Annotated in this window: 22 protein-coding genes and 1 pseudogene; 14 read left to right on the forward strand and 9 right to left on the reverse strand. The window is 64.8% G+C overall.

The genetic code is table 11. The features are described 5' to 3' along the window. Positions 1 to 162 precede the first annotated feature (162 nt). The 8 genes and pseudogenes from mdcA to CIT39_RS13645 all read left to right on the forward strand — a co-directional run bounded on the left by mdcA (position 163) and on the right by CIT39_RS13645 (position 7,202). Entirely contained in the window at positions 163 to 1,809 is a 1,647-nt protein-coding gene (gene mdcA, locus CIT39_RS13610) for a malonate decarboxylase subunit alpha (RefSeq protein ID WP_094974835.1), read from the forward strand. 9 nt (positions 1,810 to 1,818) lie between these two features. Beyond that, positions 1,819 to 2,136, forward strand: a complete 318-nt coding sequence (mdcC, locus tag CIT39_RS13615) for a malonate decarboxylase acyl carrier protein (protein ID WP_094974834.1) — start codon at positions 1,819 to 1,821, stop codon at positions 2,134 to 2,136. Then, the gene (locus CIT39_RS13620) at positions 2,133 to 3,071 is read left to right on the forward strand and encodes a biotin-independent malonate decarboxylase subunit beta (RefSeq protein WP_162308492.1); all 939 of its coding nucleotides are present in this window, start codon (positions 2,133 to 2,135) and stop codon (positions 3,069 to 3,071) included. Before mdcC ends, CIT39_RS13620 begins: the two co-directional genes overlap by 4 nt. Continuing rightward, positions 3,058 to 3,780: pseudogene (gene mdcE / locus CIT39_RS13625) on the forward strand (biotin-independent malonate decarboxylase subunit gamma). Before CIT39_RS13620 ends, mdcE begins: the two are co-directional and overlap by 14 nt. Beyond that, positions 3,755 to 4,435 carry a malonate decarboxylase holo-[acyl-carrier-protein] synthase gene (gene mdcG, locus CIT39_RS13630; protein ID WP_094974832.1) on the forward strand — a complete coding sequence of 227 codons (681 nt, stop codon included), beginning with the start codon at positions 3,755 to 3,757 and terminating at the stop codon, positions 4,433 to 4,435. The pseudogene mdcE and the gene mdcG overlap by 26 nt, the downstream one beginning before the upstream one ends. Beyond that, entirely contained in the window at positions 4,432 to 5,310 is an 879-nt protein-coding gene (gene mdcB / locus CIT39_RS13635) for a triphosphoribosyl-dephospho-CoA synthase MdcB (RefSeq protein ID WP_094974831.1), read from the forward strand. The genes mdcG and mdcB overlap by 4 nt, the downstream gene beginning before the upstream one ends. Beyond that, positions 5,307 to 6,257 carry an AEC family transporter gene (locus CIT39_RS13640; protein ID WP_094974830.1) on the forward strand — a complete coding sequence of 317 codons (951 nt, stop codon included), beginning with the start codon at positions 5,307 to 5,309 and terminating at the stop codon, positions 6,255 to 6,257. Before mdcB ends, CIT39_RS13640 begins: the two co-directional genes overlap by 4 nt. Positions 6,258 to 6,266: 9 nt before the next feature. After that, complete coding sequence (locus CIT39_RS13645; RefSeq protein WP_094974829.1) at positions 6,267 to 7,202, forward strand: acyltransferase domain-containing protein; 936 nt, start codon at positions 6,267 to 6,269, stop codon at positions 7,200 to 7,202. Positions 7,203 to 7,671: 469 nt separating this feature from the next. Here the strand turns inward: CIT39_RS13645 and CIT39_RS13650 are convergent, their stop codons facing one another. From CIT39_RS13650 to CIT39_RS13660, 3 genes are all read right to left on the reverse strand, one after another. After that, positions 7,672 to 8,049: a response regulator transcription factor gene (locus tag CIT39_RS13650; protein ID WP_094974828.1), complete on the reverse strand. Its 378-nt coding sequence runs from the start codon at positions 8,047 to 8,049 to the stop codon at positions 7,672 to 7,674. Between the two features lie 103 nt (positions 8,050 to 8,152). Continuing rightward, positions 8,153 to 8,824, reverse strand: coding sequence for a response regulator transcription factor (locus tag CIT39_RS13655; RefSeq protein WP_094974827.1), 672 nt, complete (start codon positions 8,822 to 8,824; stop codon positions 8,153 to 8,155). Then, a complete protein-coding gene (locus CIT39_RS13660) occupies positions 8,821 to 10,707 on the reverse strand; it encodes a PAS domain-containing sensor histidine kinase (RefSeq protein WP_244607576.1) in 1,887 nt (628 codons plus the stop codon). Before CIT39_RS13660 ends, CIT39_RS13655 begins: the two co-directional genes overlap by 4 nt. Before the next feature lie 485 nt (positions 10,708 to 11,192). Here CIT39_RS13660 and CIT39_RS13665 point away from each other — a divergent pair, with 485 nt between their 5' ends. Both CIT39_RS13665 and CIT39_RS13670 read left to right on the forward strand, forming a co-directional pair. After that, on the forward strand, positions 11,193 to 12,044 hold the full coding sequence (locus CIT39_RS13665; RefSeq protein WP_094974825.1) for an AraC family transcriptional regulator: 852 nt from the start codon (positions 11,193 to 11,195) through the stop codon (positions 12,042 to 12,044). After that, positions 12,041 to 12,235: a hypothetical protein gene (locus CIT39_RS13670; protein ID WP_094974824.1), complete on the forward strand. Its 195-nt coding sequence runs from the start codon at positions 12,041 to 12,043 to the stop codon at positions 12,233 to 12,235. The genes CIT39_RS13665 and CIT39_RS13670 overlap by 4 nt, the downstream gene beginning before the upstream one ends. A 46-nt stretch (positions 12,236 to 12,281) precedes the next feature. On the opposite strand, the gene CIT39_RS13675 is transcribed toward CIT39_RS13670, so the two are convergent. The 5 genes from CIT39_RS13675 to CIT39_RS13695 all read right to left on the reverse strand — a co-directional run bounded on the left by CIT39_RS13675 (position 12,282) and on the right by CIT39_RS13695 (position 17,109). Next, the gene (locus CIT39_RS13675) at positions 12,282 to 12,836 is read right to left on the reverse strand and encodes a TIGR02281 family clan AA aspartic protease (RefSeq protein WP_094975104.1); all 555 of its coding nucleotides are present in this window, start codon (positions 12,834 to 12,836) and stop codon (positions 12,282 to 12,284) included. 28 nt (positions 12,837 to 12,864) lie between these two features. Next, positions 12,865 to 13,068 carry a DUF1289 domain-containing protein gene (locus CIT39_RS13680; RefSeq protein WP_094974823.1) on the reverse strand — a complete coding sequence of 68 codons (204 nt, stop codon included), beginning with the start codon at positions 13,066 to 13,068 and terminating at the stop codon, positions 12,865 to 12,867. Between the two features lie 44 nt (positions 13,069 to 13,112). Then, on the reverse strand, positions 13,113 to 14,708 hold the full coding sequence (locus tag CIT39_RS13685; RefSeq protein WP_094974822.1) for a sensor histidine kinase: 1,596 nt from the start codon (positions 14,706 to 14,708) through the stop codon (positions 13,113 to 13,115). 135 nt (positions 14,709 to 14,843) lie between these two features. Further along, positions 14,844 to 16,124: a sodium:proton antiporter NhaD gene (gene nhaD / locus CIT39_RS13690; protein WP_094974821.1), complete on the reverse strand. Its 1,281-nt coding sequence runs from the start codon at positions 16,122 to 16,124 to the stop codon at positions 14,844 to 14,846. Positions 16,125 to 16,236: 112 nt separating this feature from the next. Then, positions 16,237 to 17,109 carry an NAD(P)-dependent oxidoreductase gene (locus CIT39_RS13695; RefSeq protein WP_094974820.1) on the reverse strand — a complete coding sequence of 291 codons (873 nt, stop codon included), beginning with the start codon at positions 17,107 to 17,109 and terminating at the stop codon, positions 16,237 to 16,239. Positions 17,110 to 17,306: 197 nt separating this feature from the next. Between CIT39_RS13695 and CIT39_RS13700 the strand changes: the two genes are divergently transcribed. From CIT39_RS13700 to CIT39_RS13715, 4 genes are all read left to right on the forward strand, one after another. Beyond that, positions 17,307 to 17,744: a VOC family protein gene (locus CIT39_RS13700; RefSeq protein WP_094974819.1), complete on the forward strand. Its 438-nt coding sequence runs from the start codon at positions 17,307 to 17,309 to the stop codon at positions 17,742 to 17,744. A 54-nt stretch (positions 17,745 to 17,798) separates the two neighbouring features. Beyond that, positions 17,799 to 18,941: an Mrp/NBP35 family ATP-binding protein gene (locus tag CIT39_RS13705; RefSeq protein ID WP_094974818.1), complete on the forward strand. Its 1,143-nt coding sequence runs from the start codon at positions 17,799 to 17,801 to the stop codon at positions 18,939 to 18,941. 215 nt (positions 18,942 to 19,156) lie between these two features. Then, positions 19,157 to 20,248, forward strand: a complete 1,092-nt coding sequence (locus tag CIT39_RS13710; protein ID WP_094974817.1) for a TRAP transporter substrate-binding protein — start codon at positions 19,157 to 19,159, stop codon at positions 20,246 to 20,248. 170 nt (positions 20,249 to 20,418) lie between these two features. Further along, entirely contained in the window at positions 20,419 to 21,507 is a 1,089-nt protein-coding gene (locus tag CIT39_RS13715) for a TRAP transporter substrate-binding protein (RefSeq protein WP_094974816.1), read from the forward strand. 244 nt (positions 21,508 to 21,751) lie between these two features. Here CIT39_RS13715 and CIT39_RS13720 read toward each other — a convergent pair whose 3' ends face one another. Then, entirely contained in the window at positions 21,752 to 22,912 is a 1,161-nt protein-coding gene (locus CIT39_RS13720) for an acyl-CoA dehydrogenase family protein (protein WP_094974815.1), read from the reverse strand. Positions 22,913 to 22,994: the final 82 nt, after the last annotated feature.

The following is a 22,994-nucleotide window of genomic DNA, read 5'->3' on the forward strand; positions in this document are numbered from 1 at the left end:
ATCTTGCCGGTCCTGACGCACGGCCGGCGAAGGGAAGGCCGGCGGGAGAGACAACACTTCCGCCGGCCTGACTTCCCCGAAGTGTTTCATGAACGTGATCGAGATGACCAGCGCGAGACGCGGACCGGTCCGTGACCTTAGGCGCGCCGAGGAGCAATGGCTATGACGAGCTGGCAGAACAACCGCGCCACGCGTGACGCCCGCATTGCCGCAGGCTCTGCGCTCGCCCGTGGCAAGGTCGTGGCAGCCCAAGACGTGACGCGCCTGTTCGAGGCCGTGGTCCGGCCGGGCGATCGGATCTGCCTGGAAGGCGACAACCAGAAGCAGGCCGATCTGCTCAGTCGCGCGCTGCTGGCGGTCGACCTGTCAAAGGTCAACGATCTGCACATGGTGCAGTCGGGTGTCGTTCTGCCCGAACATCTGGACCTGTTCGACCGCGGCGTCGCCAAGCGGCTCGACTATGCCTATTCCGGGCCCCAATCGGCGCGGATCGCGCGTATGTTGTTCGGCGGCAAGATCGAACTTGGCGCGGTTCATACCTATCTCGAACTGTTCGCCCGCTACTTCATCGACCTCACGCCGCACGTCGCCCTGATCGCCGCCGTCAGCGCCGACCACGCGGGAAATCTCTACACCGGCCCGAACACGGAGGACACCCCGACCGTGGTCGAGGCGACGGCGTTCAAGGACGGCGTCGTGATCGCCCAGGTCAACGACATCGTCGACACCGTCCCGCGGGTCGACATCCCGGCGGACCGCGTCCACTTCATCGTCAAGGCCGACAAGCCGTTCTTCGTCGAGCCGTTGTTCACGCGCGATCCCGCCGCGATCACGGAAGGCCAGATCCTGACCGCGATGCTCGCGATCAAGGGCATCTACGCGCCCTATGGCGTGCAGCGCCTCAATCACGGCATCGGCTTCAGCACCGCCGCGATCGAGCTCCTGCTACCGACATTCGGCGAGAGGCTGGGGCTGAAAGGCAGGGTCGCGACGCACTTCGCGTTGAATCCGCATCCCGCACTCATTCCCGCCATCGAGTCCGGCTGGGTGCGGCAGATCCACTCGTTCGGCTCGGAGGTCGGCATGGACGACTACATCCGGGCCAGGTCCGATGTCTATTTCACCGGTCCCGACGGCTCGCTGCGTTCCAACCGCGCCTTCTGCCAGACCGCCGGGCTCTATGCCTGCGACATGTTTATCGGTTCCACCCTGCAGATCGATCTGCAGGGGAATTCGTCGACCATCACCACCTCGCGCATCGCGGGCTTCGGTGGCGCTCCGAACATGGGGGCGGATGCCCGCGGGCGGCGTCATCCGAGCGAGCCCTGGCTGAAGGCCGGAGCGGAGGCCGATCCCGACAGTCCGGCGCCGCTACGCCGCGGCCGCAAGCTGGTGGTGCAGATCGGTGAGACTTTCGGCGACAAGAACGTGCCGCTGTTCGTCGAGAAACTCGATGCGATCGAGCTTGCGGAGAAGCTGAAGCTCGATCTTGCGCCGGTCATGATCTATGGCGACGACGTCACGCACATCGTCACCGAGGAAGGCATCGCAAATCTCTTGATGTGCCGCACCGCGCAGGAGCGCGAGCAGGCCATCCGCGGCGTTGCCGGCTACACCGACCCCGGCCGTCGGCGGGACCATGGCATTATCTCGCGCCTTCGCGAGCGCGGCGTGATCCGCCGGCCGGACGATCTCGGCATCAATCCGCTCGATGCGGATCGCAGCCTGCTGGCGGCGCGCTCGATCAAGGATCTCGTGCGCTGGTCAGGCGGCTTGTACGCACCCCCGTCGAAATTCAGGAACTGGTGAGGACGCGCCATGGAAGATCTCAGCTTTCGACACCCGGTTCGCGCCCGCGCAAGCGGTGCCAGGCGAACTGCGATTGTCGGCGTAGTTGCCTCGGGCAATCTGGAAGTGCTGGTGGAGCGCGTTTTGCCGGATGCGGAATGCGTGGTCGATATCAGGACCGCGGCGATGGGCTTCGGCGAGATATGGAGTGCCGTGATCGGGGATTTCGTCGAGCATTATTCTCCTGGCGGGCTGAAGTTCTCGATCAACGACGGCGGCGCGCGTCCCGATACGGTCTCGCTCCGGTTGGCGCAGGCGGTGCGATTGATCGCGGGGGAGGGCCAATGACTGCTCCGCTCAAGGACATCACTCCGGCCGAACGGGCCCGCGGCACCAGCTTCTACGAGGCGTCGGCTCGCACGCGGCTGGAGCTGCTGCTCGATGTCGGTAGCCTCGTCGAGTTCATCGGGCCCGAGCAGCGCGAGGTCAGTCCGCATCTGAAGATATTCGATCTTCCCGAGCAGTTCGACGATGGCATCGTCGTCGGTCACGGCCGCCTCGACGGCTCGCCCGTGTTCTTCGCGGCTCAGGAGGGCCGTTTCATGGGCGGCGCGTTCGGCGAGGTGCACGGCGCCAAGCTGACAGGGCTGCTCCGCGCTGCGCGCCAAATCGGCTCGATCCCCGTCCTGATCCTGCTCGATACCGGCGGCGTCAGGTTGCAGGAAGCCAATGCCGGTGAGCTTGCCATCGCCGAGATCATGCGTGCTGTGATGGAAGCCCGTGCCGCCGGCGTGAAGGTCATCGGTCTGATCGGCGGCAGATCTGGATGCTATGGCGGCGGTGGTCTCATCGCAGGCTGTTGCTCTGCGCTTGCCGTATCGGAGCCGGGGCGCATCGCCGTGTCGGGCCCCGAGGTGATCGAGACCAACCGCGGCGTCGAAGAGTTCGACTCCCGCGACCGCGCTTTGGTCTGGCGCACCATGGGCGGCAAGCACCGTCGTCTGCTCGGCGCCGCCGATGTGTTCGCCGACGATACGGTGCAGGACTTTCGCGAGGCCGCGCTCGAATTGCTCGCTTTGGCCGGATCGTTCGGTCTCGACAGGCTGAAGGCCGAACAGCAGCGGCTTGCCGACCGGCTGCGTAGCTTCGGTGCCTGCGGTGATGCCGTGGACATCTGGACGGCGGAAGGTATCGCGGATGCTCAAGCCATCCCCGAGTTGCCGGCCGACCAGTTCATTGCCCTTGCCAACCGGATCGGGAGGACCAGGCGTGACGCTCGATGATATCATCGCATCGCTCTTTCCTGACGGCCACGAGGTGAGGGAACGACAAGGGCGTCATCCTCGGCTCGGCGAGGCTGCGAACCGGCGGCGGGATGCTCGTGCTTGGTGTTGCAGACCGGACGCCGCTAGGCGTCGATGAAGCGATCAAGCTGTCGGGCCACGTCCTTGAGTCGATCGGCCGGGACTCCGGACCGATCCTGGTGCTCGTCGACAGCGACAGCCAGCGCATGAGCAAGCGTGACGAGCTGCTCGGGCTGAACGAGTTCCTCGCGCATCTGGCGAAGGTGCTGATCCATGCGACACGCACGGTCGCCCGACCATCGGTCTTCTATACGGCCACTCGGCCGCAGGCGCGCTGCTTGCGACGGGTCTTGCGACGCGCGTATTGGTCGGACTGCCTGGGGCCGATCCCGCGGTGATGGACCTGCCGTCGATGGCGAAGGTCACCAAGCTGTCGATGGAGGCCCTGCAGGAGAAGGCGAGATCGACGCCGGTGTTCGCGCCGGGTCTGTCCAATCTCGCGCAGATGGGCGCTGTTCACATGATGTGGAGCAATGCCAGTTCGCTCGCCGATCAGTTGGAGGCGCTGCTGGCCGATATGCCGGCCGTGCACGACCGGCGGGATGCGCTCGGCAAGGAGCGTGGCGGCCGGCTGAAGGCCACCGAGATCGCGGAGCGCGTTCATGACCTCGCCTTGCAAGCACAGTGAACGTCAACCTGGTCGTCACGACCTCGTCTTCGTCAGCCCTGATGGGTGGCGTGCGATACTGGACTCGCGCGGCGATCTCGCAACCGATGTGTTGGTCGCGCGCTGGCCCAAAATGCGATGGCCAACGATCAGGCGGCGCGCTTTGCCAAGCGAGGCAACCGGCCTCGCGCTCGGCCTGCCCTTACCGCCCTCGGCCGGCAAGAAGCGTATCTCCCTTGTGGTTGATATCGACCACGTCGCCTCCGTTGCAAGGCCGCCGTCGCTGCGGCAGGCGCGGGCTTACGCGCCACGCAGTTGGTGGCTGACGCTCGACCGGCTCGATGAACTGGCGCTTCGTCATGCGGTGGACGCGCGCGTGTTCGGCAGCCTGGCCTGGCAGTCGTTGACCGGGCTTGACTACGTCACCGGCCGTTCCGACCTCGATATCCTGTTCGAGGTTCAAGGCGAAACTGACGTCGATCGTTTCGTCGCCGAAGTCGCCGCGATCGAGACCGGCGCGCCAATGCGGCTTGATGGCGAACTGATGGGTGCCGACGGCGCTGCGGTCAACTGGCGCGAATTCCACGGCGGCGCCGACGAGATTCTGGTCAAGAGCATCGAGCGCGCGGCCCTGCTCGGCAGGGATCAATTCATTTCGGGAGCGATGGGATCATGATCACCACCGCCGCAAGAGGCGTGGAACGGCGACATCCGCATCGGGCGCAGATCGCGCCCGATGTCTCCGCCATCGGTGCCGTCGCCGCAGATTGCCTGGTCAAGGAGCTCGAAACCTGGCCGAAGCCGGGCTTGGTGAGCCATGTCGACAATGGCAGTCACGATGACATGGATGCGAACACGTTTCGTCGCAGTGCTGCGGCCATCAGGCCCTGTCTGCAACGCCTGGCCGACGCAGGCGCGCTTGGCTGCGGTATGGGACGGCTGCGGATCATCGGGCTTGAGGCAGAGCGCGCCATGTTCGCTGCGACTTCGGGAATCAACACGCACCGTGGCGCGATCTTCGGGCTCGGCCTGCTGTGCGCGGCGGCCGGCGCGAAAGCCGGCGGGTTGGTCGATCCCGGGCTTCCGCTTGGCGCTGTCGTGGCGCGCCTGTGGGGCGACAGCATACTCGATGGTCCGGTGCTGCTGCACAGCCATGGCAGCGTGGCCCGACGCCGGTTTCGCGCGGGCGGTGCGCGTATCGAGGCCGCGACGGGATTTCCGAGCGTGTACCGGATCGGCTTGCCGGCCCTGCGGAGAGCGACTGCCGCGCTACAGGATTTGGAAGCCGCCCGGGTCGAGGCGTGCTTTGCCCTGATCGCATCTGTCGAAGACACCAACCTCCTGCATCGCGGCGGGCTCGATGGCCTCCGCTTCGCGCATGACGCGGCGCAGAGCTTCATCGACGCCGGCGGCGTCCGCGCGGACGGCTGGCGTCCGCGCGCGCAATCGATCCACGAAAGCTTCGTCGTCCGCCGCCTCAGCCCGGGTGGTTCGGCTGACCTGCTTGCCATGGCGCTGTTCGTCGATGCCCATGAGAGAGCGGCCCGGTGATGTCCAATGCGATCCTGATGGCGCTGGTGCCGGTCTTCTTCGTTCTGCTTTTGGGGTATGCAGCCGGCAAGTTTCATGTCGTTGACAATCTCCATGTCGATGCTCTCAATGCGCTCGTGATGGACTTTGCGTTGCCGGCCTCGCTGTTCGCCGCGACCGCCTCGGCGTCGCGCCGCGAGATGATCGAGCAGGTCCCGCTTTTCCTGGTGCTCGGCGTGACGATTCTGCTGCTCTACCTCGCCTGGTATTTCGCTGCACGCAGCTTATCCAAGGTGTCCCGGTCGGAGGCGTCATTGCAGGCGCTGACGATCGGCTTTCCGAATCTCGCCGGTGTGGGCCTTCCGATCATGACGTCGGTCGTGGGGCCAACCGGCACCGTCCCGGTTGCCGTTGCGTTGGCGGCGGGCTCGATCCTGATCAGTCCGCTGACGCTAATCATAGCGGAAATGGGCGCCGCCAAGGCGCATGGCGAGGAACTGGCGGCACGGCAGGTCCTGACGTCAGTCCGGCGTGCGATCACCAAGCCGGTGGTGCTGGCGCCCGCGCTTGGCATCGTGTTCTCGTTGTCGGATGTGAGCCTTGGCGCACTGGCCCATGCCAGCCTCGCGCTGATCGGAAGTTCGGCCGCCGGCGTCGCCCTGTTCCTCACCGGAGCCATTCTGTCGGCACAATCGTTTCGGCTGGATTGGACGATCACGGCTGCGACGGTGGCCTCGGACATCGTCCGCCCGCTGCTGGCTGTTGCGGTCATTCGCGCCATTCCGGTCGCCCCGGATGCCGCGAAAACGGCCATTCTGCTCGCCGCGGTACCTTCTGGTTTTTTCGGAATCTTGTTCGCCGTCAACTACCGGCTGGATTCCGCCAGGGCCGGATCCATGGTCATTGCGAGCACCGGAGTCAGCGTCGTGACCCTGGCGATTGCGATCGCAATGCTCTTTCCGAATTAGGCGGCAGCAATGACACTTGCGATCCTGTGCTCGGGCCAAGGCAGGCAGCACCGGGAGATGTTCGCTCTCACCGGCGATGCACCGGAAGCCGCGCACCTGTTTGCACATGCGGCGACATTGCTGGGGGGCAGGGATCCGCGCGATTTCGTGCGCAGCGAGCCCGATGAGGCCCTGCATCGCAACCGTGCCAGCCAGATCCTGTGTACCTTGCAGGCACTGGCCGCCATGGCTGCGCTCAAGGGTGCCATTCCACATGGCGCCATCAACGCCGGATATAGCGTCGGTGAGGTCGCGGCCTGGGGTGCGGGGGTGTTCGAAGCGACCGTCACGCTCGACCTCGTCGCGCGCCGTGCGGAGGCCATGGACGCCGCCACGCGCGCCGGTGATGGGCTGATCTTCGTGCGCGGACTTTCACGTGGCGACGTCGACCGCCTCTGCAGGCGCTTTGGCGCGGCGATCGCCATCATCAATCCGGGCGACGCCTTCGTGATCGGCGGCAGCCGGGGGGCTTTGAACGCGATCGCAGCAAGCGCGAGGGCAACGCACGCGGCAATGGTCGTCGATCTGCCGGTCGAGGTTGCTTCCCACACTGAACGGCTCGTCGAAGCGTCGGCCGCGTTTCGCGAGGTGTTGCGGTCGGCGCAGGTCACGTTTCCGCCGGCCGCCGGCGCGCGCATCGTGAGCGGTATCGATGGCGCGACGGTCGTCTCCGCCGAGATAGGCCTCGACAAACTCGCCGCGCAGATATCGCAAACCGTGCAATGGGCAAATTGCCTGGAGAGCTGCTTCGAGGCGGGCGCCACGACCTTTCTCGAGCTTGGGCCGGGACAGGCGCTGAGCAAGATGGTTGCGTACATCGAGCCCGGATTTCCGGCGCGCTCACTGGACGATTTCAGGAGTCTTGAGGGCGTCCGCGGTTGGATTGCGCGTCACCTCGGCGCCTAACGTCGGCTGGTCCGAACAGGGGCCTCCGTCGATCGCGCTGCGCGGTCGAAAAAAGGGGCCGTCCTTTGGGGGAGGACGGCCCTGAGATGCTCGTATGCCCAGGGAGGAGGGAGGCTCGAGCGGTGACGTGGGGGTCTCAGTCACCCAACACGCACAGCATCGCCGATCCCGCAGCCAAAGTATTTCACGAACCCCTTCTGTTTCTCATTTCGCATGATTCACGAGAAGTCTGCGGGCCGCACCCAAGACACGGCCTTGCGAGCCGGAGCCGGATTGCTGCCTGAGAGCCTGGATGAAGTCGACGCGTTCCGGCTGGCGCGGCGCCAGCGCGTGGGCACCCCGGCGAGGGCCGTCTCGGAATGTCGTGAAATCGAACCGAGTGGAGGTTTGCCGGGCTCACCGGTATTTCCGGTCCACCAACCTGTTTGCCGGAATGTACGTCGGGTTGGGAGGAGAGCCCTCTTGCGGACTACGGCGCGTGGCCTGCCAGCGCCTCTTCGAGGCAGCGAATGATCTCGTCACCGCTGGAGGGCTTGCCGAGATAGCAATGCGCGCCTGCGGCCATCACACGCTGGCGCACGTTTTCGCTCGGAAACGCCGTCATGAAGATGATCGGGAAATGGCGGCCGGCGGCAACCAGCCGGGCCTGCAACTCATCGCCGGAGATAACAGGCATCTGGACGTCGGCGATCATGCACGCGGGATCGTCTCCCGGTGCCTGCCGCAGGAAGTCCATGCCGGATGCGTAGGCCTGGGCTTCGTAGCCGATCGAGCGCACGAGGCTCGCAAGCGAGGTGCGAACGCCCTCGTCGTCGTCTACGATCGCAATCACCGGGGTTTTGGCCATGAGCGCACAATCCTGACCGCGGTGTTCCGCAAGGAGAAGTATCTCCCTTTGCGCGGCCGATAACGTCTTATATGCACCCGGATCAGCCCGGCCGGAACTATACTCAGGTTTGGTCCGTAGTCCTGCGGGTCTGGGAAACCCCGAGCGCCTCGGCCTTGCGGACGAGATCGGCCAGCGACCGGACCTCCATCTTGCGCATGACGTTCCCGCGGTGGATCTTGACCGTGATCTCGCTGAGACCGATCAGGGCGGCGACCTGCTTGTTCATCAGGCCAGCGGTGACATGGCCCATCACCTCGCGCTCGCGCGCCGTCAGGGTCTCGTATTGGGCGCGGATGTCCTCCTTGGTCGCGGCCTCGGCGCGGTGCTGTGCATCGCGCTCGAGCGCCGCCGTCACCGCGTCGAGCATGTCCTGGTCGCGAAACGGCTTGGCGAGGAAATCGACTGCGCCGGCCTTCATGGCACGCACCGACATCGGAATGTCGCCATGACCGGTCATGAAGATGATGGGATGTCTGATGCCGTGCCGGACGAGTTGGCCCTGCAGATCGAGCCCGCTCACACCGGGAAGGCGGACGTCCAGCACGATGCAGCCGGGGCGGTCCGGCAGCGCGCCGCCGAGCAGTTCGGCGGGCGAGGCGAACAGGCGCGTCTCGAGGCCGACGGATCGGAACAGGCTGTCGAGCGAAGCGCGGATCCCGGCATCGTCATCGACGATGATGACGACCGAATTGAGGGATTGGGCAGGCGGCTGCGCTTGGTCTGGTCGTGTCATGGTCCGGGATGTTCTTGATGTTCTTGGGCGTATGGCAGTGTCAGGCGGAACGTCGTCCCCGCGCCGGGCGTGCTCTGGACCGACAACTGGCCGCCGTGAGCTTCCACCGTCGTTCGGCAGATCGCAAGTCCCATGCCCATTCCCCCGGGTTTCGTCGTGAAGAACGGATCAAACAGGCGGGGCATGTCTTCAGGCCGGACGCCGGGACCGCTGTCCTGAACCGTGATGGCCAGACGCTCGCGGTCGACGGTGCTGGCGCGCAGCTTGACGGTGCGGGAACCGGGCTGGCCTGACATGGCCTGGCCGGCATTGACCAGCAGATTGACGAGCACCTGCTGAAGCTGGATACGGTCGCCGCGAATCGGCCCTAGCCCATGCTCGGTCTCGGAGGTGAGGACGACGTCGTCGTTGGCAAGCTCCCTAGCGACCAGAAGGGCCGCGTCCTCGATGATCTCGGCGATATCGATACTGTCCTGCTGGGCGGGCGCCTTCTTCAGGAAGGTCCGGATGCGCGCTACGATCTCGCTGGCGCGGCGGCCTGCCGCGACGATCTGGACGATCGTGGCCGCGACCTCGTCCAGATTGGGCACCTCGCGCCGCAGCCAGCGCAGGCCGGCCTCTCCGCTGGTGACGATCGCCGCCAGAGGCTGGTTGACCTCGTGGGCAATGGAGGCGGTGAGCTCGCCGAGGGTGGCGACGCGTGCGGCATGGGCCAGCTCCGCCTGCGCCGCAAGCAGGGCATCCTGCGCCTGCTTGCGCTCGGCGATGTCGACGACGAAAGCGAGCACGTTGCGATCGCCGTCAGGCCCGGAGGGAAAGGTGATCGTGAACAGCACGGGAACCTTGCGTCCGTCGAACCTGACGATCTCGGTCTCGCCTTCGTAGAACGGTTCCCTTTCCGCGAACGCGATCAAGGCGCCGAGGAAACTCCGGTCGTTCTCACCGAGAAGCAGATCCACATTTTCGATGAAGGCCGAGGCGCCGTTTGCCCCTGCCATCTTTTGCAGGGCCGGATTGACGTCGGTGATTTTGGCGAGCCGGCGGGCATTCCGGACGAAATCAGGATGTTGCACCAGATGGTCGTGCAGGCCGGTGCCGGCGGTGTCCAGCGACTGCAGTGCGGCCCGGACTTCGCTCCAGTCCTCTTCGACCACGCCGATCCGGCTGGCGTCGAACATCCGGCGGTACCGCTGCTCGCTCTGCACCAGCGCGCTGTGTGCGGCGACGCGGTCGGTGACGTCGGTGTGCGTCTCGAGGACCCCGACGGGCTTGCCGAGACGGTCGTGCTGCAGGGCCCATCGGGCATCGACGGTGAGCACGGCGCCGTCTTTGGTTCGCTGCTGCACGTGGCCTTCCCATCGACCAGTGTCGAGCAGGCCCGCTTCGATGATCTCGCGCCGGTCGGGATATGTGCTTCGCAGAAGCTTGTCGGCGAGCTGTCCGAGCGCCTCGTCGGCCGACCAGCCATAGGCCTGCTCGGCGGTCTTGTTCCAGAAGGTGATTACGCCGCCGCGATCCCTGGCGAAGATCATGTCATGCGAGAGGTTGAGCAGGCGCGCCTGCGCTGCGAGGCGCTGCGTCGCCGCGTGATTTTGCAGCGCCAGCAGAGTCGTGATCCCGATCGCCGCGAGGCTCACCAACAAGCGAAGCAAGGGCGAGGCGATGCTCTCCAGATCGTGCGACAGCAGATAGGCGGAAATCGTCAGGACGACGCAGCCGGCCGCGGCGACGATGGTGTCGTCGCGCCGGTTGGTCTTCGCCGCGAGCAGGATCGCGACGACATAGAGCACGGCGACCGCTCCCTCGAGCGGCGTCAGCACGTCAACCAGGAAGACCGTCACGGCGAGGATGGCGGAGCAGAACCGCAAGCCGGCGCGGCTCATGGATGAACCGGTGGTTCGATCATGAGTCGTCATCGTCGCTGGCAGTCGCCCTTCTCATACCAGCGGCGTTGATGCCGCGATTTGATCGCGTTCACAACAGTCGGCCGCGTGATTTTCGTGCCCTCGTGGAAGACCTGCGCGCCACGCAATCCGGAGAAAGTGCCGGCAGCTGGCATTCCCTGCGGAAACCGGCCGGCTCGCGTGGTTCCGCCGGCGAATCTGCGCAAAAGGCGCGTCAACTTACCGCAGGTGCCGCACGTCGCGCTTCGCGTCCCATCCGCGATGCAGGTGATCACCGCACGGTCGCGCTACCCCAGCGAACATGCCTCGATCATACCTAGGTATGACACGGCTAACCCGAGAACCTATTGATACACCCGCGCGTAGAATGGATCGGGCGGACCGCCGAACTACTCTGCTCCCACGACATTCGGACAAGCCGGTCAGGCTTGGCCGGATCGAAAACGGGACAAGGAGATTCGACGATGTCGCTGCAGATGTCACGCTCACAGGCAATCAAGGATCATGACGTTCGCGCGATCGATATCTCGGCGATCGATCGCGATCCGCTCGGGCTGTCGAAATTCCCTGACCGGTTCGGCGAAGACGGAGCGACGCTGTCCTTCGTCCATCTGGATGTCGCCCTGGCAGTCGAGACGCAGGCGGCTGACGTCGAGCCATCTGCCGTTCATGGTCCTCGCTTCCGGCTCTCTGCAAAACTCCTGGCGGGGCAGCCTGTCGAGAGCGAGCAGGCGCCCACAGCGGAAGCCGCCGATCCGGTCATGCGGCGCCTGTCGGCCGCACTCGCGGCGGCCGAAGCCGCGCACGATGCCCATTCGGCGATCATGGCCGATGCCTTGCGGCTCGCGATCCTCACCCGGACGTTCAGCCGGCAGTCGCTTCGCGCACCGGCCGAGCTTCGCCCGGCTGACGGCGTTCGCGAGGAGGACGCGGGCCGGGCCGTGCGGTCGCTGCAAAACTGGCGCCTCAAGCGCGTCCTGCAATATGTCGACAAGAACCTGACCGCCAAGATCACGCTTCAGGACCTGGCGGCCGTGGCCGGGTTGAGCAGGATGCACTTCGCCGCGCAATTCCGCGCCGCCACCGGCGTTCGGCCTCACGAATACCTGCTGAGGCGGCGGATCGAACGCGCCCAGGAGCTGCTCAAGCAGGCTGAAGTCACCTTGGTCGATATCGCCTTGACCGTAGGCTTCCAGACGCAGGCGCATTTCACCACGGTGTTCAAGCGCTTCGTCGGCGATACGCCGTATCAATGGCGGAGCGCCTATCTCGCGCAATTCATGCCGCTGCCGCGCGCAAAGGCAGGCCCGTCATGAGCCGCATTGCCACCCTTCTCGCGGGCACACATTTGATGCTGACGCATCTTGAACCGATGGAGATGGTCGGGTTTGTCCGCGCTCTCGGCAATTCGTATCGCCTGGCAGCTTCGGAGCCCGGTTCAAGCGTTATCCATGGCCGATTCATCCTGGATTTCTTCAGGACCATCGTCGCATGCCTCGCGCGCTAGGCACGCATCCACATTGGCGCCGGCGGACGCCGCGATCGTGAGGTTGCTAATCGATCGCCGTCCGCGGGCGGCGACGGCCGCCGTGAAGCTCGGGATAGCCGGTCAGCATCAGCTTGTCGGCGCGCACGCCCCAGCTCTCCAGGCGGTCGAGGAAGCTCATGCCGAGCAGATTGGTCTTCAGCTGCCCGCGCTGGACGACGAGGGCCGGCACCGATTTTTCGACGAGATGGCCGACGGAGAGACGGTCGAGCGTGAGGCGGGCTGCCTTGGTATGGCCGCCCGCGGTTTCGAGATCGACATCGTATTCGAGCATCTCGAGCGGCAGGCCGATCGCTTTCGCGGTTTCCCAGGTCAGCACCACCGACGTCGCGCCGGTATCGATCACCATCGGCGCGGCGATGCCGTTGATCTTCGCACGCAGCGCGAATTCGCCGCCCTGGCCGCGCGGGATCTGTACGGCGGGGGCGGGCGTTGCCGTTTGGCTGCGGAAGATGTGCGAGACCTTGTGGCTGGCGCGGGCGATCCTATCGGGGTCGCCATAGGCGACGACTGCGCCTGCCGTGCCGGCGAGCATGGCGAGAACGAGCAGGAAGCGGATCATCGCGCGCCTCCGCAGGCGCACAGGCCGGTCAGGTGCGTTTCGGCGATGCGGCGATCGGCGCCAGTCCAGCTTCCGTCATGCGTGCCGGCAACAGCGCCATGACCGAGAGCCGGTCCGCGCTTTCCATGGCGTGCCAGCGCGCGATCTCGGGCAAGGTCCGGCCGCAGCCGAAGCACAGCTTGGTCCTGGGATCGATCATGCAGACGGCGACGCACGGCGTTTCTTTGCTCATTCGGACATAGTGGGGGATTGTCGGGCATGTCTGCAAGCATCTGGTTAAGAGCCTGTGCCTGCGCTCATGATCGGCTTGTGGCGCGGCCGGCGCTTCTCCTCGGGCAGGACGGAACTCTCCGGCTGGAGCGGCGGGGAATCATCCGATAGCGGCGCCAGCGCGCTCATCACGCGCTCCGGCGGGAAGGTGACGATCACCTCGGTGCCGATGCGCAGCTTCGATTTCAGCGTGAACGTGCCGCCATGCAGGTCGATCAGATTCTTGGCGATCGGCAGGCCGAGGCCGGCGCCCTGTTCGGCGGACTTGATCGAGTTGGAGCCCTGGCCGAACGAGGCGAGCACGACCGGGATCTCGTCCTCGGGGATTCCTGAGCCGGAATCCCGCACCGAGAGATATTGTCCACCCGAGGCGGTCCAGCCGGCCTTAAGCCAGATCTCGCCGCCTTGCGGGGTGAACTTGATCGAGTTGGAGAGCAGGTTGAGCACGACCTGGCGGATCGCGCGCTCGTCGGCCCACAGCCGGGGCATGGCCTGCTCGAACACTTCGTGGATGGTGATGCCGCGGCTGGAGGCGCGCAGCTTCATCAGATGATGGCAGTCGGCGACGATGCCGACCAGCGACACCGCTTCCTCATTGAGCTCGTAGCGGCCGGCCTCGATCCGCGACAGATCGAGGATCTCGTTGATGAGGTTGAGCAGGTGCACGCCGGAATTATGGATGTCCGCCGAGTACTCCTTGTAGACCGGCACCGCATGCGCGCCGAAGATCTCGCTCTTCATGACCTCGGAGAAACCGAGGATGGCGTTCAGCGGCGTGCGCAGCTCGTGGCTCATCTGCGCGAGGAAGCGCGACTTGGCGACGTTGGCGGATTCGGCGCGGTGGCGCGCTTCGTCGGAGATTGCCTTGGCCTGTTCGAGCTCGCCGATCAGCGCGTCCTTCTCGGCGCGCGCTTCCAGCGTGGCAAAGGTGGAGGAGTGCAGGCGATGCGCCAGCAGCACGAAATAGCCTTCGGCGGCGAGCGCGAGCGCGGCCAGGATGTAATTGTCCAGCGAGCCGGTCATCACGAAGCTCAGCGCCATGGCAACCGCGACCGGCGCGGTGGCGGCGAGGGCTGCGATCGGCAGATTGGCGGCGAGCATGCTCGACACTGCGATCACCAGCAGCATCAGGAACATCATCAGCGTTTCCGTGACCATGTCGAGCACGGGATGGATCAGGATCGCCATCCAGCACAGGCCATAGAGCAGGTCGAGCACGACGAAGCGCGTCTGCCATGCCCGGGTCGCCGCGGGCGAGGCGGGCTCGGTCAGGAAGCGCCGGCAGCTGCGGATCATCGCGGCGTGGATGCAGAGCATGCCGGCGGTCCAGGCGGCGGCGGGGATCGGCTGCATCCACAGGCCGAACAGCACGCCGGTCGCGACCACCAGCAGCATTACGACATAGGAAGCCGACAGCCGCGTCTGGGCGTATTGGCGCAGCATCTCGACGTCGAAGGCCGGCCGGGTTCCACTTGTCGACGTTAACTTGTCCCGCGCCTCGCGCACCCGCTGCGCCGCAGCCCTTCGGCTGCTCGCCGATGGAGCGCTCACCGGCTCGGCCGGAAGCTGTACTACCTCAGGCTTTTCAGCGGGGTTACTCATCAAGCAACAACGATTCCTGCCCACGCCGGACGCGGGCCTTCTGCATTGTCTATCTCTGGCAAGAAATCCTTAAGAGGTGACTTAAGGAGCTAAAGAATTACGTTAACCCGGCGTTAATTCGGATCTGGCCCGCGGTCAGTGCAGCGCCGCGTGCTGCACGATGTAGACCATCGCTCCAGCCAGATATCCCACCAGCGCGGGGCCTGCGATGCGGCGGGCGTACCAGAAGAACTCGATCTTCTCGAGGCCCATGGCGGCAACGCCCGCGGCCGAGCCGATGATCAGGATCGAGCCGCCGGTGCCGGCGCAATAGGCGATGAACTCCCAGATGAAGCTGTCGGGCGGATATTGCACCAGATTGTACATGCCCATCGTTGCCGCGACGAGTGGTACGTTGTCGATGATGGCGCTCAGGAGGCCGAGCAGGATGACGATGATGTCGAGACGCCCGACCGTGGCGTCGAGCCATTTCGCCAACAGTTCCAGCACGCGAGCATGCTCCAGACACGCGACGGCCAAGAGGATGCCGACGAAGAAAACGATGGAACTCATGTCGATGCGCGTCAGCGCATGGACGAGGGTGAGGGGACGGCGCGCGTCCTCGTCCTTGTGGCGGTGAACGACCTCGCCGACCAGCCAGAGGATGCCCAGCCCGAAAAGAATACCCATGAAGGGCGCAAGGTGCGTCACGGCCTTGAAAACCGGAACCGCAACCAGGGTGCCGAGGCCGAGATAGAACATCAGATTGCGCTCGAACGCCTCGACCCTGAGGGCCTGCTCTCCCCCTTGCAGCGGAGGGACGATCTCTTTTCCCCTGAGCGAATAGCCGATGATGAGCAGCGGGATCAGAAGGTTGACCAGCGACGGCAGGAACACCGACTTCATGATGCTGACGGGAGAGATCTGCCCCCCGATCCAGAGCATCGTCGTCGTGACGTCGCCGATCACGGTCCAGGCGCCGCCGGCATTGGCCGCGATGACGATGATGGAGGCGAACAGCAGGCGATCGCTCTTGTTGCCGATCAGCTTCTGGATCAGCGAGATCATCACGATGGTCGTCGTCAGATTGTCGAGGATCGCGCTCAGGAAGAACGTGACGAAGCCGATGATCCACATCAGCGTGGTCTGCTTCGTGGTGCGGATGATCGAGGTGATGACTTCGAAGCCGTTGTGGGCGTCGATCACCTCGACTATCGTCATGGCGCCGATCAGGAAGAAGACGATTTGCGCGGTCGAAGCGACGGATTCGTCGAGCTGGTGGTTGACGAGCGAGGCGTCGCCGACGGACAGCGCGTAAATGGTCCAGAGCAGACCGGCTCCCAGGAGAGCCGAAGCGCTCTTGTTGACGCCGAGCGGATGTTCGAGCGCGATGGCAGCATACGCAACGATGAAAATGGCGGCTATCACGCTCAGCAAGTCAATTCCCCCCGGAATTCGTTCTTAGACTCAATGCGAGCCTCGTCGCGGCGGGCGCCGCGTCGAGACCCGCAAGGGCCGCAGCTGCCCGGCTGCGGCCGTCATGCGTTCATCAGCGTTGCAGACGCGCCAGCAGGCTCGACGTATCCCAGCGCTTGCCGCCCATCTTCTCGACCTCGGAATAGAACTGATCGACCAGCGCGGTGACAGGCAGGTTGGCGCCGTTGCGGCGGGCTTCGGCGATCGCGATCGAGAGGTCCTTGCGCATCCATTCGACAGCGAAGCCGAAATCGTACTTCTCCTCGTTCATGGTCTTGTAGCGATTTTCCATCTGCCAGGACTGCGCCGCACCCTTGGAGATGGTCTCGATCACCGCGGCGACGTCGAGGCCGCTCTTCTTGGCGAAGTGGATACCTTCGGAGAGACCCTGCACCAGGCCGGCGATGCAGATCTGGTTGACCATCTTGGTCAGCTGGCCGCTTCCCGCGGGCCCGAGCAGTTTGCACATCCGCGCATAGGCGCCCGTGATGATCGGCTCGGCGCCGGCATAGGCGCCCTCGGCGCCGCCGCACATCACCGTCAGAACGCCGTTCTCGGCGCCGGCCTGGCCGCCGGAGACCGGCGCGTCGATGAACTTGAAGCCGGCCTTGGTCGCGGCTGCATCCAGCTCACGCGCGACTTCGGCGGAGGCGGTGGTGTGATCGACGAAGGTCGCACCCTTCTTCATGCCGGCGAAGGCGCCGTCGGCGCCGATCGTGACCGCGCGCAGATCGTTGTCGTTGCCGACGCAGCACATCACGAAATCCTGGCCTTCGGCGGCGGCCTTCGGGGTCGGGGCGGTCTTGCCGCCGAACTTGTCCGCCCATTCCTTCGCCTTGGCCGCGGTGCGGTTGTAAACGGTGACCTCATGGCCCCCTTTTTTCACGAGGTGTCCGGCCATGGGGTAGCCCATGACGCCGAGACCGAGGAAAGCGACTTTAGCCATGTGTGGTACCTTGTCCGTAGCTTGAGTTTTACGGTTGCAGCCGGGCGAGGGCGCCAGGGCGGCGTCCTCGAAGTTCCGCCGAGAGGGCGGATCGGAGGCGCACCATAAACCGTTAAGGGCGGAGGGCAACGGCTTCGTTTGGCGGCCCCCTGTGCTAGGATGGCGGACCCAAGGACTTCAAAAAAGGGAGCGAAAGCATGGGCGGCGTGAGCGTTGGCGTCCTCGATCATTTCAACATCCGGACCCGGAATCTGGCCGAGACGGTCCGCTTCTACGAGGATGTGCTGGGCCTCGAAAAAGGCGCCCGGCCGAATTTCGCCTTCCCCGGTGCCTGGATGTACAGCGAGGGCAAGGCGGTGGTGCACCTCGTCGATATTTCCGCGACCGCCGAGCCGCAAAAGCCGGATTCCGGCGTTGTCCATCATGTCGCCTTCGTCAGTCGCGGCTTCGACGGCATGAAGCAGCGGCTGGCATCCAGGGACATGAAGTTCGAGTCCCGCCAGGTGCCCGGCGGCGACCTCTGGCAGATCTTCGTCAACGACCCCAACGGGGTCATGATCGAGCTGAATTACGAGGCCGCCACGGAGCAGGGGGCTGCGCCGGCCGAGAAGGCGGACGATATCGGCAGGCAGTAGCCTTTTGGGCGTTTCCGCTCTAATGGGGCATCCTGAACTTCTAGGAGATGCGCTTTGAGCGTAACGCAGCAACAGGTTCTCGACAGCCTCGCCCGGATCAAATCCCCCCGCGGGGTCGCGCTCACCAATGCCAATGTGCTGAGCGCGGTCAACGCGTCCGACGGCAAGGTGTTCTTCTCGATCAACGTCGATGCCGCCGAGGCGAGGGCCTGGGAGTCCATCCGGGCCGAAGCGGAGGCCGCCGTGCGCGCCATTCCCGGCGTCACCACCGTCATGGTGGCGCTGACCGCCGAGCGCAAGCCAGGCTCTGCGCCGCCGCCACCCCCGCAACCGAGCCGCGGCACGCCCGGCGTACAGCCGGTCCATGCCCACAAGCCGCCGCCACAGGGCGGCGCCCAGTCGCCGATGGCGCGGCAGTCGGAAATCCCGGGCGTTGCCGCCGTGATCGCGGTCGCCTCCGGCAAGGGCGGCGTCGGCAAGTCGACCACTGCACTGAACCTGGCTCTCGGTCTGCGCGACCTCGGCCTCAAGGTCGGGTTGCTCGATGCCGACATCTACGGCCCCTCGGTGCCACGGCTGACCGGCCTGCACGATAAGCCGGAGCTGAACGCCGAGCGAAAAATGATTCCGCTTCGGCGCTTCGGCCTCGCCATCATGTCGATCGGCTTCCTGGTCGAGGAAGAGACCGCGATGATCTGGCGCGGTCCCATGGTGATGTCGGCGGTGACGCAGATGCTGCGGGATGTCGAATGGGGCAAGCTCGACGTGCTCGTCGTCGACATGCCGCCGGGCACCGGCGATGCCCAGCTCACGCTGGCGCAGAATGTGCCGCTGAAGGGCGCGGTGATCGTCTCGACCCCGCAGGACCTCTCCCTGATCGATGCGCGGCGGGGGCTTGCCATGTTCAAGAAGGTCAACGTGCCGGTGCTCGGCATCGTCGAGAACATGAGCTACTTCCAGTGCCCGCATTGCGGCACGCGATCGGACATTTTCGGCCATGGCGGGGCGCGGCACGAGGCCGAGAAGCTCGAGGTCCCCTTCCTCGGCGAGATCCCGCTGCACATGGCGATTCGCGCCACTTCGGATGCCGGCACTCCCGTCGTCGACAGCGAGCCGGACGGTCCCCATGCGGCGATCTACCGCGCCATCGCGGGTCAGGTCCGCGACCAGCTCAAGGGCGTCATCGCGGCGGCCTGAGCCGGCGCCCGCGGCCACGCTCTCGTCTTTCTGGGGGCATGCGACTTTCGTAGAGCCCAGTCATGCCATTGTCGCGTTCCGCAGGCGAGGCTTCCGTGGTAAAGGCCCACGGCAGTCAAGCCCCTTCGGTTCGACGCGGCCTAACGCGTCGCCGGAATGAGCGGCGGCAAGAAGAGAAGTCAAGGGGAAACGCCCCAGCAAGGAGAGACCTGAAGATGAAGCGTCGTGATTTTCTGAAAGTGTCGGCAGCAGGCGCGGCGGCGACCGCCGCGGTGGCCTCGCCGGCGATCGCGCAGTCCTCGCCCGAGGTGAAGTGGCGCTTGACTTCGAGCTTCCCGAAGTCGCTCGATACAATCTATGGCGGTGCCGAGCAGGTGGCGAAGTACGTCGCCGAGATGACCGACAACAAATTCCAGATCCAGGTGTTCGCCGCCGGTGAGCTCGTTCCCGGTCTGCAGGCGCTCGATGCGACCTCCAGCGGCACGGTCGAGATGTGCCATACGGTGTCCTACTACTATGTCGGCAAGGATCCGACCTTCGCGATCTTCGCCTCGGTGCCGTTCGGCCTCAATGCGCGCCAGCAGAACTCGTGGCTCTATCAGGGCGGCGGCAATGAGCTCGCCAACGAGTTCTTCAAGAAGTCGAACGTGGTCGGCTTCCCCTGCGGCAACACCGGCACCCAGATGGGCGGCTGGTTCCGCAAGGAGATCAAGACCGTTGCCGACCTTTCCGGCCTGAAGATGCGCATCGGCGGCATTGCCGGTCAGGTGCTCCAGAAGGTCGGCGTGGTACCGCAGCAGCTCGCCGGCGGCGACATCTATCCGGCGCTCGAGAAGGGCACCATCGATGCGGCCGAGTGGGTCGGCCCCTACGATGACGAGAAGCTCGGCTTCGCCAAGGTCGCCAAGTACTACTACTACCCGGGCTTCTGGGAAGGCGGTCCGACCGTCCACGCTTTCGCCAACCTGGAAAAGTTCAATGCGCTGCCGAAGAACTACCAGGCGATCCTCACCAACGCGACGGCTCACGCCAACACCTGGATGGCCGCGCGCTACGACATGCAGAACCCGGGGGCGCTGAAGCGACTGGTTGCCGGCGGGACCCAGCTTCGTCCCTTTACCAACGAGGTGCTGGAAGCCTGCCTCAAGGCGACCAACGAATTGTGGGGCGAGATCTCGGCCAAGAACCCCGACTTCAAGAAGTCGATCGATGCCATGCAGGCCTACCGCTCCGACGAATATCTGTGGTGGCAGGTCGCCGAATACACCTACGACAGCTTCATGATCCGCTCGCGCACGCGCGGCTGATCGCCTAGGCCTAAAGTCGCAAGACCGGAAAGCCCGGCCTCCAGGGGAGGCCGGGCTTTTTCTTTGCCGCAGAGTGCGATCGGGATGGCATTCGGTCCCGGCTTGCGTCATGCTGACCGCAAGCCTCGGAAAGAAGGCTCACAATCACTGGTACATCAGGGCAGGAAATCATGAAGAGAAGAGACTTCATCAAGGTCACAGGACTTGGTGCGGCCGGCGCAGTTGCGCTTGCGGCTCCCGCGATCGCGCAGTCGATGCCGGAAATCAAATGGCGCATGCCGACGAGCTGGCCGAAATCGCTCGACACGCTGTTCGGCGGCGCCGAGATGATGTGCAAGATGGTCGCCGAGGCGACCGACAACAAATTCCAGATCCAGATCTTCGCGGCCGGCGAGATCGTGCCGGGCCTGCAGGTGCTCGACGCCGTGCAGAACGGCACCTGCGAAATCGGCCACACCGCCTCCTATTACTATTTCGGCAAGGATCCGACCTTCACCTTCGGCTCGGCCGTACCGTTCGGTCCCAACATGCGCATCAACCAGGCCTGGTACATGCAGGGCGGCGGGCGCGAGGTGCTCAACGAGTTCTACAAGAGCTACAACGTCGTCTCGCTGCTCGCGGGCAATACCGGTTGCCAAATGGGCGGCTGGTTCAGGAAAGAGGTCAACACGCCGGATGATCTGAAGGGCATGAAATTCCGTGTCGGCGGCTTTGCCGGCCGCGTGCTCCAGAAGCTCGGCGTGGTGCCGCAGCAGCTCGCTGGCGGCGACATCTACCCGGCGCTGGAGAAAGGCACCATCGACGCCGCCGAATGGGTCGGCCCCCATGACGACGAAAAGCTCGGCTTCTACAAGATCGCGCCGCACTATTACTATCCCGGCTGGTGGGAAGGCGGTCCGATGCTGATGGCCTTCGTCAACCTCGACAAGTGGAACGCGTTGCCGAAATATTACCAGAGCGTGCTGGAGCAGGCCGGCCACTACGCCAACAACTACATGATGGCGCGCTACGACGCCGCCAATCCGCTGGCGCTGAAGAAGCTGCTGGCGGGCGGCACCAAGCTGCACGCCTTCTCGCCGTCGATCATGGATGCCTGCTACAAGGCCGCCAAGGAGCTGCATGCCGAAGTCGGCGCGACCAATCCCAACTTCAAGAAGGTGCACGACTCTCTCGCCAAGTTCACCAGCGACGGCTACGCCTGGTTCCAGGTCGCCGAGGTCGGCTACGACATCTTCATGGCGCGGCGCTCGCAGAGCTGAGCGCATCACCGGCTGGACGCGGCGCCCCGGAGCGAAGGCTCCGGGGCGCTTTCTTATGCGTCCAAGGGAGCGCCCAACTCAAAATTCGAAAAACAACCCCATGCACAGTAGCCAACGGCTTGATAATCCGAGAGAAAATTTAGCCGCAAATCGCTGCTGGGAGGGCGGAGCTGGTGTTGGGGGCGGAGCAATTTGATCAGAAGGTCTGACCAGCCCCCTGTGCCAACTGCGCCACCGCGCCGCTTTATTCTTGCGCCGCTTTCCAGTCGCGCTTGATCTTCTTGGCCAGCGACCATTTGTGCACTTCAGTCGGCCCGTCATAGATCCGGAAGGCACGGATTTCGCGGAAGGCTTGCTCGACGATCGTCTCCGTCGAGACCCCTGTGCCGCCCATCACCTGAACGCAGCGATCGGCAACGCGCATCAGTGCTTCCGACACGGCCACCTTCGCCATGGAGCTCTCGGTCGTGCCGAGCGAGCCGGTGTCGAGCACTCCGGCGCACCAGTCGATCATCAGCTCCGATTGCTGGAGATCGATCAGGTTCTCCGCCAGCATGAAGCCGACGCCCTCGTGGTCGACCAGCGGTTTGCCGAACGCCTGGCGGCGGCAGGCATAGTCGGTGGCAATCTCGTTAGCGCGGATCGCGAGGCCCAGCCATCGCATGCAATGCGACAGCCGTGCGGGGCTCAAACGAATTTGGGCATATTTAAAACCTTCGCCGGACGCGCCGAGCATCTGGTCGGCCGGCACCCGCAGGTTTTCAATGTCGATCTCCGCGTGTCCGCCGGGCATCGAATTGTCGATAGTATCCAGCACGCGCAGCGTGCGGATCGCGGGATTTGGCAGATCGACGAGGAACATGCACGCGCCATCGTCAGACTTCGCCATGACGATCCCGACGCGCGCTCCCTCGGCTCCCGTGATGAACTTCTTTCGCCCGTTGATGACCCAATGGTTGCCGTCGAGCCGGCACCTCGTCTGCATCATCGACGGATCCGATCCGGCTCCGCCCGCATCGGCAGGCTCCGTCATGAAGAACGCCGAGCGCGCTTTGCCCGACACCAGCGGTTCGAGAAAACGCGATTTCTGCTCGGGGCTGCCGACCTTGCCGAGCAGGTACATGTTGCCTTCATCCGGCGCCATGGTGTTGCACGCCAATGGACCGAGTGGAGACAGGCCAGTCTTGATCAGCGCCTTCGCAGTCTCGCGTTGCGTGAGATGGGACCCGTCCGCGAGAATGTGCGGCGTCAGGGCGCCGGCCTTCCGCGCCTTGTCGCGCAGCTCCTGCACGAGTTCGTCGCTCGGACCGTGCGGACCTGTCCGGGGATCCTTCTCGTAGGGAATGACTTCAGTCCGGATGAACGCCTCGATCTTCGCTGCAATGCTGTCGTCTTGATGGGGCATAGCTACTCCGGTCGACTGCCGCCTCGGCGGAGGCCGGCTTTCGATCAGCTATAGACGGATGGGCCGGAGTTGAGCAACACCC

It is taken from the genome of Bradyrhizobium symbiodeficiens (assembly GCF_002266465.3).
GTDB classification, from domain to species: domain Bacteria; phylum Pseudomonadota; class Alphaproteobacteria; order Rhizobiales; family Xanthobacteraceae; genus Bradyrhizobium; species Bradyrhizobium symbiodeficiens.

Coding starts and splice junctions, on each gene's coding strand:
- mdcA (WP_094974835.1), top strand. CDS start 163: ATGACGAGCTGGCAGAACAACCGCGCCACGCGTGACGCCCGCATTGCC.
- mdcC (WP_094974834.1), top strand. CDS start 1,819: ATGGAAGATCTCAGCTTTCGACACCCGGTTCGCGCCCGCGCAAGCGGT.
- CIT39_RS13620 (WP_162308492.1), top strand. CDS start 2,133: ATGACTGCTCCGCTCAAGGACATCACTCCGGCCGAACGGGCCCGCGGC.
- mdcG (WP_094974832.1), top strand. CDS start 3,755: ATGACCTCGCCTTGCAAGCACAGTGAACGTCAACCTGGTCGTCACGAC.
- mdcB (WP_094974831.1), top strand. CDS start 4,432: ATGATCACCACCGCCGCAAGAGGCGTGGAACGGCGACATCCGCATCGG.
- CIT39_RS13645 (WP_094974829.1), top strand. CDS start 6,267: ATGACACTTGCGATCCTGTGCTCGGGCCAAGGCAGGCAGCACCGGGAG.
- CIT39_RS13650 (WP_094974828.1), bottom strand. CDS start 8,049: ATGGCCAAAACCCCGGTGATTGCGATCGTAGACGACGACGAGGGCGTT.
- CIT39_RS13655 (WP_094974827.1), bottom strand. CDS start 8,824: ATGACACGACCAGACCAAGCGCAGCCGCCTGCCCAATCCCTCAATTCG.
- CIT39_RS13660 (WP_244607576.1), bottom strand. CDS start 10,707: ATGAGCCGCGCCGGCTTGCGGTTCTGCTCCGCCATCCTCGCCGTGACG.
- CIT39_RS13665 (WP_094974825.1), top strand. CDS start 11,193: ATGTCGCTGCAGATGTCACGCTCACAGGCAATCAAGGATCATGACGTT.
- CIT39_RS13670 (WP_094974824.1), top strand. CDS start 12,041: ATGAGCCGCATTGCCACCCTTCTCGCGGGCACACATTTGATGCTGACG.
- CIT39_RS13675 (WP_094975104.1), bottom strand. CDS start 12,836: ATGATCCGCTTCCTGCTCGTTCTCGCCATGCTCGCCGGCACGGCAGGC.
- CIT39_RS13680 (WP_094974823.1), bottom strand. CDS start 13,068: ATGAGCAAAGAAACGCCGTGCGTCGCCGTCTGCATGATCGATCCCAGG.
- CIT39_RS13685 (WP_094974822.1), bottom strand. CDS start 14,708: ATGAGTAACCCCGCTGAAAAGCCTGAGGTAGTACAGCTTCCGGCCGAG.
- CIT39_RS13695 (WP_094974820.1), bottom strand. CDS start 17,109: ATGGCTAAAGTCGCTTTCCTCGGTCTCGGCGTCATGGGCTACCCCATG.
- CIT39_RS13700 (WP_094974819.1), top strand. CDS start 17,307: ATGGGCGGCGTGAGCGTTGGCGTCCTCGATCATTTCAACATCCGGACC.
- CIT39_RS13710 (WP_094974817.1), top strand. CDS start 19,157: ATGAAGCGTCGTGATTTTCTGAAAGTGTCGGCAGCAGGCGCGGCGGCG.
- CIT39_RS13715 (WP_094974816.1), top strand. CDS start 20,419: ATGAAGAGAAGAGACTTCATCAAGGTCACAGGACTTGGTGCGGCCGGC.
- CIT39_RS13720 (WP_094974815.1), bottom strand. CDS start 22,912: ATGCCCCATCAAGACGACAGCATTGCAGCGAAGATCGAGGCGTTCATC.